The organism is Streptomyces sp. NPDC031466, from assembly GCF_055581265.1.
The window spans coordinates 117,119-127,137 of sequence record NZ_JBVIJT010000003.1 but is presented as its reverse complement, the minus strand read 5'-3'; the positions used below and the strand labels follow the sequence as shown (position 1 = coordinate 127,137).

Annotated in this window: 9 protein-coding genes; 1 reads left to right on the top strand and 8 read right to left on the bottom strand. The window is 72.1% G+C overall.

Annotated features, from left to right (window positions below; all coding sequences use genetic code 11):
* Nucleotides 1-89: 89 nt before the first annotated feature.
* Nucleotides 90-1,322: a cytochrome P450 gene (locus tag ACZ5GP_RS06685; protein WP_468749751.1), complete on the bottom strand. Its 1,233-nt coding sequence runs from the start codon at nucleotides 1,320-1,322 to the stop codon at nucleotides 90-92.
* A gap of 190 nt (nucleotides 1,323-1,512) precedes the next feature.
* Here ACZ5GP_RS06685 and ACZ5GP_RS06680 point away from each other — a divergent pair, with 190 nt between their 5' ends.
* Nucleotides 1,513-2,403 (top strand): LLM class F420-dependent oxidoreductase, encoded by an 891-nt coding sequence (locus ACZ5GP_RS06680; protein ID WP_468749750.1) that lies wholly within the window; start codon nucleotides 1,513-1,515, stop codon nucleotides 2,401-2,403.
* 36 nt (nucleotides 2,404-2,439) lie between these two features.
* Here the strand turns inward: ACZ5GP_RS06680 and ACZ5GP_RS06675 are convergent, their stop codons facing one another.
* From ACZ5GP_RS06675 to ACZ5GP_RS06645, 7 genes are all read right to left on the bottom strand, one after another.
* Nucleotides 2,440-2,943 carry a hypothetical protein gene (locus ACZ5GP_RS06675; protein ID WP_468749749.1) on the bottom strand — a complete coding sequence of 168 codons (504 nt, stop codon included), beginning with the start codon at nucleotides 2,941-2,943 and terminating at the stop codon, nucleotides 2,440-2,442.
* A gap of 53 nt (nucleotides 2,944-2,996) precedes the next feature.
* Nucleotides 2,997-4,115 carry a tryptophan dimethylallyltransferase family protein gene (locus ACZ5GP_RS06670; RefSeq protein WP_468749748.1) on the bottom strand — a complete coding sequence of 373 codons (1,119 nt, stop codon included), beginning with the start codon at nucleotides 4,113-4,115 and terminating at the stop codon, nucleotides 2,997-2,999.
* Nucleotides 4,116-4,135: 20 nt separating this feature from the next.
* Nucleotides 4,136-5,320: a cytochrome P450 gene (locus ACZ5GP_RS06665; protein WP_468749747.1), complete on the bottom strand. Its 1,185-nt coding sequence runs from the start codon at nucleotides 5,318-5,320 to the stop codon at nucleotides 4,136-4,138.
* Nucleotides 5,298-6,530, bottom strand: a complete 1,233-nt coding sequence (locus tag ACZ5GP_RS06660; RefSeq protein ID WP_468749746.1) for a nitric oxide synthase oxygenase — start codon at nucleotides 6,528-6,530, stop codon at nucleotides 5,298-5,300. The genes ACZ5GP_RS06665 and ACZ5GP_RS06660 overlap by 23 nt, the downstream gene beginning before the upstream one ends.
* Before the next feature lie 332 nt (nucleotides 6,531-6,862).
* The gene (locus ACZ5GP_RS06655) at nucleotides 6,863-8,071 is read right to left on the bottom strand and encodes a cytochrome P450 family protein (protein ID WP_468749745.1); all 1,209 of its coding nucleotides are present in this window, start codon (nucleotides 8,069-8,071) and stop codon (nucleotides 6,863-6,865) included.
* A gap of 132 nt (nucleotides 8,072-8,203) precedes the next feature.
* On the bottom strand, nucleotides 8,204-9,037 hold the full coding sequence (locus ACZ5GP_RS06650; protein WP_468749744.1) for an ABC transporter permease: 834 nt from the start codon (nucleotides 9,035-9,037) through the stop codon (nucleotides 8,204-8,206).
* Entirely contained in the window at nucleotides 9,034-10,011 is a 978-nt protein-coding gene (locus ACZ5GP_RS06645) for an ATP-binding cassette domain-containing protein (RefSeq protein ID WP_468750144.1), read from the bottom strand. Before ACZ5GP_RS06645 ends, ACZ5GP_RS06650 begins: the two co-directional genes overlap by 4 nt.
* Nucleotides 10,012-10,019 lie beyond the last annotated feature (8 nt).

Sequence of the window (10,019 nt, the reverse complement as noted above, 5' to 3'; positions counted from 1 at the left end):
TGGGGTCCGAGTGGTGCGCGGCGCGGCGGAGTTGTGGTGGACGTGGTGAGGGAGGCGGGCGGGGGTGCGGGTGCCGTCGGCGGCGGCCGTCAGCCTCGTGCGACGGCGACGGGGAAGGACCTGAGTCCGGCGATGCTCGGGTTCCGGTAGTACTGGAGGGGGCCGTCGGTCCGTTCGAGGACGGGGAACCGCCGCAGCAGCGAGGTGAGGGCGATCCGCAGCTCGGTCCGGGCCAGCGGCGCGCCCAGGCAGTAGTGGACCCCTTGCCCGAAGCCGACGTGCTGGTTGTGCTGCCGGCGGATGTCGAAGCGCTCGGGGTCCTCGAACTGCCGCTCGTCGTGGTTGGCGGACAGTGCGGACAGCGACACGAACTGTCCCGCCGGGATGCTGACGTCGCCGAGCCGGGTGTCCTGTGTGGTCAGGCGCAGGCTGTTCGGCACGGCGGGGCGGTAGCGGACCGACTCCTCGACGGCGGCCGGTATCAGGCCCGCGTCCCGGCGTACGGCGGTCAGCGTGTCGGGGTGACGGAGCAGTTCGAAGACGAGGCTGGCCAGTGAGCAGGCGGTCGTCACGTGCCCGCCGATGAGCAGCAGTTTGCCGATGTTGACGACCTCCTCCTCGGTGAGCCGTTCGCCGTCCACCTCGGCCTGGGCGAGCCTGCTGAAGAGGTCGTCCTTGGGGGTGGCGCACCGCAACCGGTAGTGCTCGCGCAGGTAGGCGAGCAGTTCGGCGCCCGCCGCGTCGATCGCCTTGACGAGGTCCTCGCCCGCCAGGTCGCCCGCCTCGAAGGAGAGCAGCCGGTCGGCCCAGCCGCGCAGCAACTCCCGGTCCTCGTAGGGGAGCCCGATCAGCTCGGCGATGACCATGACCGGCAGGGGGTCGGCGAGGTCGCGGGCCACGTCGATCTCGGACCGGTCGTCCACGGCGTCCAACAGGCGTTCCACGGTGGTCTCGATCTCCGGGGCGAGGCCGGCGACGGTCCGCTGGTTGAACGCCTTGCCGATCAACGCGCGCAGCAGCCGGTGCCTCGGCGGGTCCATCTCGGTGAGGCGGCCCTGGCCCCAGGCGTCCGACTTGCCCCACTCGGTCGGGTAGGCCCGCCACAGTTCGGAGGAGAAGGTGGCGTGGTCCAGGCTGGCGGCGGCGACGTCGGCGTACCGGAGGACCATCCAGGCGCCCGTCGCGGGGTCCTGGTGGACGGGACGCTCGTCCCGCATGACGCGGAACCAGTCCTGAAGCGCTTTTCCGTCGTCCAGGGAATAGGGCGGAGCGGGCTCCGCATTTCCCTGGGGCGTATAAGCGTGTGCTTCTTCTGGGCGCACGAAAAACTCCTTCTCCCCGCACATGAAGGAAACAGGACAAGTGACATTCGTCCCGAGACTCGATCACGGCCCGGTCGATGTCAAGATTTTGGAATGTGAACAGCCCCGGCTCTCATTGCGTTCAGGAGTGCGCCGCGAACGCAATAGCGCGTGCATTTTCGGATTTCGGCTCCGCTGCTAACGTCGCCCCATGACTCTTCCCGAGAATCGGCCATTCCGTTTCGGCGTCAATCTCGTCACGCCCGCACCGCGGCGCGCCTGGGCAGAAAAGTCCCGCAAGGTCGAGGACCTGGGATTCGATGTGCTCGGCGTGCCGGACCACCTCGGCGCACCCGCCCCGTTCCCCGCCCTGGTGGCGGCCGCCGAGGCCACCGAGCACATCCGGGTGACCACGTTCGTGCTCAACGCCGCGTTCCACAACCCGGTGCTCCTGGCCCGGGAGGTGGCCACCGCCGACCTGCTGACCGACGGCCGCCTGGAGGTGGGTCTCGCGGCGGGCTCCATCCGGCAGGGCACCGGTTCCGACGGGGTGCCGTTCCCGTCCGCCGGTGAACGCGTCGGCCTGCTGGAGCACACCGTGAAGGAGCTGCGCGCTCTGATGGTGAACCCCGAGCACGCGCCGCAGCCGGTGCGGCCGGGCGGCCCGCCGCTGCTGGTGGCCGGCAACGGCGACCGGGTGCTGCGGCTGGCCGCCGAACACGCCGACATCGTCGGCTTCACCGGGATCTTCGCGGGGCGCGGGGAGTTCCCCCAGCTCGCGAGCCCGGAGGAGCTGGGCGAGCGGGTGGCGCTGGTCCGCGAGCAGTTGGGCGCCCGGGTCGCGGAGGTGGAGCTGAACCTGCTGGTGCAGCAGGTGCTCGTCACGGACGATCCGCGGGGGACCGCCGAGGAGTGGGCGCGCCACCCGCTGGCCCACTTCACCCCCGAGCAGGTGCTCGCGGCGCCGGCCTGGCTGATCGGGTCGCAGCGGGAGATAGCCGACCGGCTGACGGAGTACCGGGAGCGGTTCGGCCTCAGCTACATCGTGGTCCTGGAGCCGTGGCTCGAGGCGTTCGCCCCCATCGTCGAGATGCTGAAGTGACGCGCTCCTGAGGCACCCGGTGCCGGGCGGGCGGGCTCACCGTCCGTCCGGCCGCGTACCGTCCCCGCCCGCTTCGAGCGCGTCCGCGGCGCGGCTGATCTTCTCCAGGGCCTCCTCGCGGAGTTCGAGCCCGTGCCGGTAGTACTCGCCCTGGCCCTCGGGGTGCTCGTGCAGGGCGTCACGGACGGCGAGGAGACCGGCCGGCCGGACCGGTTCGAGACGCGGCAAGGGACCGCCCACGGCGCCGTTGAGCAGGTCCACCGTGCGCCAGGCGAAAAAGTAGAAGGCGTCGGTGTACACCGACGCCCAGTCCCATGCCTCAAGGAATTGCTGACGCTCGTCGGCGGCGCTCTGCCTGGCGTCCGCCGATGCCCATGACGAGGAATCCAGAACCGCCACGACGGATTCCATCAGCATGTCGAGCTGTCCGAAACGGGTGTGGATTTCCGCCAACACCCCCGACGGAACGCGCCAGGGGGTGCCGGGCCTGTCCACCAGTCCCGCATATCGCTTCCACTCGTCGACCACAGGCTCATACACGAGGCCCGATTATGGCATGCGGGCGGCCGCGGTCGTCAGCCCTTTCCGGGTTCTTATTCCGGCCCGTCGAGGCCGTAGCGCGCCGAGGGGTCCGTGTGCCGCAGTTCGGGGGAGAAGTACGCCTTGAGCCGGGGCCTGCCGGGGCCCGGACGCCAGGCCACGTAGTTGTGGATGCCCCGGCCCGCGGCCGGCGGGCGGGACGCCACCTCGCGAAGCGCCCGCTCGTAGAGGCCGGCGGGACGGTGGCAGGCGGCCAGCGCCTCCTTCATCCGGTGGCGTACCGCCTCGTCGTCGGGGGCGTAGGTCCACATGGGGAGGTAGACGGTCGCCCCGACGGCCGTGGCGGGGCGCGCCCCGGTGAACGACAGGCAGGTGACCGGGGGCTGGGCGGAGAGGTCGGCGGCCGCCTCGGGCAGCATCGTCTCGCAGAACTTCCGTACGGGCGCGGGCGCGAACCCGGGGTGGGGCGCCATGAGTTCGGCGAGGCCCTCGGCGTCCGTGGCGTAGTGCCGGAAATACAGCTTCACCCGTGCCGCGGGATCCGCGGACAGGTCGAGCGAGAACATCACCGGCCGGTCGAGCCGCTCGCCACGCGCCATGTGGGCGCTCACCGCGGGCCAGGCCGCGCCGAGGCCGACGGCCGCCAGACCCCGCCGGCACAGCTCGCCGGCCCGCTCGGGGCCGGCGACGGCCGGGTAGAACCAGACCTTGAACTGGACGTCCCCGCTCCGTCGCACCTCGGCACCGAACATCGCGACGTGCTCGGTGGCCGGCTTCTCCGGCAGGTACAGGTCGGCGACCTGCGCCCACCGCCGCTCGTCCGTGCCGTACCGGCGGACCAGGGCCGCCATCGTGGCGCGGGCGGACACGACCCGGTCCACCGGGCGGTCCCCGGGGCGCAGGGCCTCCACGGCGAACTGCAGGGCCGGATCGTCGTCGAGGCCGATGGCGAACTCCACCGGCGAACCGTCGGACGACACGTCGGACTCGGGCAGTTGCGCGGCCGTGGCCGTGCCCCACGAGCCCGTCAACGTGTCGAAGGCCTCCACACACACGCCGCGCCGCCCCGGGCCGAGGGCGTCCGCCAGAGCGGCCAGGCGCGCCGCGCCCGCCGTCCTGGCGGACGGGGCCGGCCCGGTGTCCGTCCCGCTGCTCGCGCTCACCATCTCCATCGCCGCCGGCCTCCTTCGGGTCAGCCGAGCGCGAGCGGCAGCCGGGACAGTCCGCGCAGCGTGCCGTTCGGCCGCACCACGGGTTCGCCCGCCGCACGGGTGGCGGGGTGCCGCAGCAGGGCCGCCAGCGTCACGCGGGCCTCGATGCGGGCGAGGTTGAGGCCGAGGCAGGAGTGCGCGCCGCGGCCGAAGCCCAGGTGGTTGTTGGGCCTGCGGTCCAGCCTGAGCGTCTCGGGGTCGGGGAACTGCGCGGGGTCACGGTTGGCCGCGCCGATCAGCGCGGTCACCACCTGGCCCCGCTTGACGGTGACCCCGCCCACCTCGGTGTCCTCGGTGCAGGCGCGGGCCAGTGCCTGCACCGGGCCGACGTAGCGGATCAGCTCCTCGACGGCGGTGTCCAGCGGCACGTCGCCGCGCACCAGGGACTCCCAGGCGCCGGGGGTGGCGAGCAGGGCGGCGAGGGCGTTGCCGAGGAAGCGGCTGGGCACCTCGAACCCGGCGTGGAAGAAGGCGCGCACGGAGTTGACCAGGACGTCGTCGGCCTCGACGCCGGAGCCGGGCAGGCGGCGGACCACCTCGGGCAGGACGCCGTGCGGGCCGGGGTCGGCGAGCCAGGTGCGCACCAGGTCGTTGAAGTGGGCGCGGGCGCGCAGTCCGGGCTCTTCCGCGTCGGGGTCGAGCTGCGCGTCCATGCTGTGGTCGAGGTCGTCGTTGAAGCGGGCGAACGCCTCGTCGGTGGCGGGCGGTTCGACGCCGATGAACCGGGTGATGGCCCGCAGGGTGAACACGTCGGCGTAGTCGTGGATGAAGTCGAAGGACGGCCGCTCGGCCAGGCTGTGGAGCAACTGGTCGGCGTAGGCGCCGAGTTCCTCGCGCAGGGCGTCGAGGTCCTGTGTGCGGACCGCGTCGAGGGCGAGGTGGCGCAGCGGTGTCTGGTCGGGCGGGTCGAGGGTCTGGAGGCTGAGCAGGGTCGGCGGGGTGGGGATGCCGATCTTGCGGAAGTCGGTGCTGAACCGGTCGGAGTCGCGCAGGATCGCCGTGCAGTCGGCGTGCCGGGTCAGCAGCCAGGAGTCGATGTCCGCGTGCCAGTACACCGGCTGGGTCTCGCGCAGCCGCCGGTAGACCGGGTAGGGGTCGGCGAGCACCGCGGGGTCGAGGGGGCTGAACAGGGGGTCGGTGGCCTCAGGGGCGGGCGATACGGTCACGGCTGTCTCCGGTGTTGGCGCCGACACCGACGCTGACGGGCGGCTGGGGGTCCGGTCCGGTGGCCTCGCCGTCGGTCGTCGGAGCGTGTCCGGTGACCGGGCAGCGGCCGGGGGCCGGCGCTTGCAGGAAGGCGGGCGACGACTCGTGGTCGTCGTAGTAGCGGTGGAAGACGGGGGTCACCCCGCCCGAGAGCGGGGGCACGATCCAGGACCAGTCGGCGGGCACGGTGCGGCCGGCCTTCTCCTCGCGGCGCAGGTGGCGCAGGAAGCGCTCCGACTCGGTGTGGTGGTCGGTCATCGTGATGCCGTCCTGCTCGAACGACCAGAGCACCGCCACGTTCAGCTCGACGAGCGCCCGGTCCTTCCACAGGGTCCGGTCGCTGGTGCGGTCCAGGCCCAGCCGGTCGGCGACCTCGGGCAGCAGGTCGTAGCGCTGGGTGTCGACCAGGTTGCGGGCGCCGATCTCGGTGCCCATGTACCAGCCGTTGAAGGGGGCCGCGCCGTACCGCACACCGCCGATGTCGAGGACCATGTCGGAGATGACGGGCAGCGCGTGCCAGCGCAGGCCGAGGTCGGCGAACCAGTCGTGGTCGGGGTGGCGCAGCGGGACCTCCCGCACGGCGTCGGCCGGGAGGTCCAGGATCCGGGCCGCCTCGCCCGGTCCCTGGACCAGCAGCGGCAGGACGTCGAAGCGGGTGCCCGGGCCGCCGGGCCAGCCGAGCGCCCGGAGGCGGTCGGTGAGGTCGGCGGACGCCGGGTCGCCGGTGACGCGGCCGTCGGGGCCGCGGTAGCCGGCGTAGCGGATGAGCTGCGGGTTGTGGATGCGCGGCCCGGTGCCGTCGGGGCCGTCGGCCGCGAAGACGCTGATCGTGGGGCGGATGCGGCCGCCGTTGAAGGCCGTCCGCAGGTGTTCGACGCACGCGCGGTGGATGTCCTCGGCCGTCCGCAGGTGGCGCAGGTCGCGGACGACCAGGCCGGGCCAGTAGAGGCGGCCGATGCAGCGCCTGCTGTTGCGCCAGGCGACCTTGGCCCCGAAGGCCAGTTCCTCGGCGGTGTGCGCGTAGGTGCCGCTCTGGCGGATCTCGCCGCGGATCTCGGCCATGCGGTCGGCCGGCGGGCGCTCGACGGCGTTCTCCGAGCTGTAGAGCCGGATGAACTCGTCGGCGCGTGCGATCAAGCCTGGTATGTCGATGTCTGCGGGCCCTGCCATGCGCAACCCCCGTGGGCGGTGCCGTAGCCCGGCAGGTCGGACCTTGCCGGGCTACGGCCATACGTTCTCATCTCTGTTTTCAGTGCAGGTAACGCATATCGGTTCACCTCCCCACGCGGTCCGCTTTTCCATGGCACCTCCCCGCACCCCCGAATTTCTCGGGAGTGATGCAATCAATCGCTTTTCGAGAGGCGGGAAACTCGGGCAGTCGTCAATCTATGGTCCGGCCCGATCACCGTCAACAAAGGACTCGAACACCCGGGAATTCAACACGGGCCGAATGCGTCACCGCGCCATTTCGGGCGCGGGCGCGGGCCGGCGGCGCGGGTGGCTCAGAGCGTGACCGGGAGCGCGGTGAGGTGCCAGCTGCCGGGGTTGGGCAGCCGCGGCACCTCCTCGGGCGGTACGGCGAGCGCGAGGTCCGGGAAGCGGCTCAGCAGCGCCTCCAGCGCCACCTCGGCCTCGACGGCGGCCAGGGAGGCGCCGATGCAGTAGTGCGCCCCGTGGCCGAAGCCGAACTGGACCGCGGCGCCGGCGGGCCGGGTGATGTCGAGCGTGTCGGGGTCGTCGAAGACCCGGGGGTCGCGGTTGGCGGACGCGATCACCGCCACCACGGAGTCCCCGGCGCGCACCGGCGCGCCGCACAGGTCGAAGTCCTCCAGGACGTAGCGGATGGCGGTCAGCAGCAGCGGGGGCCGCCAGCGCATCAGCTCCTCGACGGCCCGGGGCATCAGGGAGGGGTCGGCGCGCAGCGCGGCGAGCTGCTCGGGATGGGAGAGCAGGGCCACCACGGAGTTGGCGATGAAGTTCGCGAGGTTGTCCTGGCCGGCGAAGACGGTGTGCCAGACCATGGTGATCAGCTCGGTGTCGCTGATCCGGTCCGCGTCCTCGGCCTGGGCCCGCAGCAGGTCGGAGACGAGGTCCTCGCCGGGTTCCGAGCGGCGCAGCCGGACGACCTCCTTGGCTCCGGCGACGGCGTCGCGCAGGGCCTCCTCGTAGGTCTGGCCGGAGCCCATCCGGGCGACGTAGCCGCGCCACCGGGGCCGGTCCGCCTCGGGGATGCCCATGACGTCGCCGACCACGTGGGTGGGCAGCGGCTGGGCGAAGTGTTTCAGGAGGTCGACGGTGCCCTGCTCGGCGAGGCCGGGCAGGGCGTCGAGCAGCCGGTCGGCGCTCTGCCGGATCATGTCGCGGCGGGCGGCGGCGCGGCGGGCGGTGAACGCCCGTACGGCGAGCTTGCGCAGCCGGCCGTGGTCGGCACCGTCCATGTGCGACATGGTCAGCATGTACGGACGTACGTCGTCCGGGATCCGCTGGTTCCAGCTGTCGGCGGTCATGGCCAGCCGCGGGTCGCTCAGCATCGCCTTGGCCTCGCCGTGGCGGGTGACCGCCCATATCGACCCGAATCCCGGCGCCATGAGGCGCACGACGGGGCTTTTCTCCCTGGCCTTCCCATAGGCGGAGATCGGATCACTCAGCACCTCGGGATCGACCATCGCGATCTCGGGGACGTCGACCCTGGAATTCTCACTGTTGAGCACGGCGCTCCCCCAATAAAATTCGGACGATTTCCGGTGCGGTGAGGACGATGCTATCCACGGTCACCACAGGCGGCAAACGTTCAAAATTACGGGGGAACGCCGATTGTCCGGCCCGAATAAGAGGCCTTTTTTCTACTCGCTCTTGTTGTAGCGCAGCAGGCTGAGCGGCACGAAGACGGCCAGCAGGACGGCGCAGGAGATCAGGGCGGGGCCAAGGTCGGCCGCCCCGTCCCCGCTCATGAGGGAGCGGCTCGCGGTGACGACGTACCCGATGGGGTTGATGTCGACGAACGCCTTCAGCCATCCGGGCATGGTGGTCGGCTCGGCGAAGATGTTGCTGGCGAAGGTCAGCAGGGAGAGCAGCAGCATGCCGAGCGCGGAGACGGCCTGCGGGGTGCGCAGCACCAGGCCGAGGAACGTCCAGATCCACGAGACGCAGAAGCCGAAGAGGACGGCGAGGAGCACACCGCCGGTGACGCCGAGCACGCCGCCGTCGGGCCGGAAGCCGAGCGCGAGGCCGACGGCGACCACGACGGCCGACGAGATCAGGTAGCGCACCACGTCGCCGACCAGGGCGCCGGTCAGCGGGGACGGCCGCCAGATCGGCATCGACTTGAAGCGGTCGAAGATGCCCTGCTGGAGGTCGGTGGTGAGGGCCACCCCGGTCTGGGTGGAGATGAACAGGACGCCCTGCACGAGGATGCCGGGCAGCAGGAACTGGAGGTACTCGCGGCTGCTGCCGGAGATCGCGCCACCGAAGAGGTAGGTGAAGATCAGCGTGAACATCACCGGGGTGAGGGTCGCGTTGAACATCTGCCCCGGTGAGCGCTTGATCTTCACCAGCGCGCGCCAGCCCAGCGTGAGCGACGTGGAAAGCGCTCCCGGGCGCTGCGCGGGGCGGGTGTCCTCGCCCAGGACGCGGTGCAGCCTTTCGTCCGCCTCGGTCGGGCGTGCGGCGGTCGTCATCGGCTCTCCTCGGTGGTGGCGGGCTTGCGGCCGGGCCCCCGGCCCGGCTTGCGGGCGGCGGGCACCTCGGAGGTGGGGGGCCGCCCGGTCAGCGCGAGGAACACCTCGTCCAGGCTCGGGCGGTCCATGGCGAAGTCGGCGACCTCGATGGTGCGGGTGAGCTCGCCGAGGGCGCGCGCCACGCTGCGGGGGTCGGTGCCGCGCGCGGTGAGCTGGGCCGGACCGGTGGTCTCCGCGGGCACGCCGAGGGCGCCGACCAGGATGCGGCTCGCCTCCGGCAGGTCGTCGGCGTCCGTCAGCTCGACGCGCAGGGAACCGCGCCCCACCGAGGACTTCAGCTCGCCGGGGGTGCCCTCGGCGACGAGCTTGCCGTGGTCGATGACCGCGACGCGCTGCGCGAGCTGGTCGGCCTCTTCGAGGTACTGGGTGGTGAGCAGGACGGTCGTGCCGCGTTCGACGGTGGCCCGGATGATGGCCCAGACCTCGTTGCGGCTGCGGGGGTCGAGTCCGGTGGTCGGCTCGTCGAGGAACATCAGCTGGGGCCGCACGATGAGGCCGGCGGCCACGTCGAGCCGGCGGCGCATTCCACCGGAGTAGCCGCGGGCCGGGCGGTCGGCGGCCTCGACGAGGTCGAACGCCTCCAGCAGATCGCGGGCGCGCTCCCGGGCGGCGGCGGAGCGGTAGCCGTGCAGCCGGGCGAGCAGCAGCAGGTTCTCCATGCCCGTCAGGTCGTTGTCGACGCTGGCGAACTGGCCGGTGAGGCTGACCCGTTCCCGTACGCGGTTGGCTTCGCGGACGACGTCGTGACCGAAGACCCGGGCGCTGCCCGCGTCGGGGGCGAGCAGGGTCGCCAGGATGCGCAGGGTCGTGGTCTTGCCCGCGCCGTTGGGTCCGAGGACCCCGTAGACGGCGCCGGCCGGGACGGACAGGTCGAGGCCGTCGACGGCCTTGGTGGCCCCGAAGGACTTCACCATGCCGACGG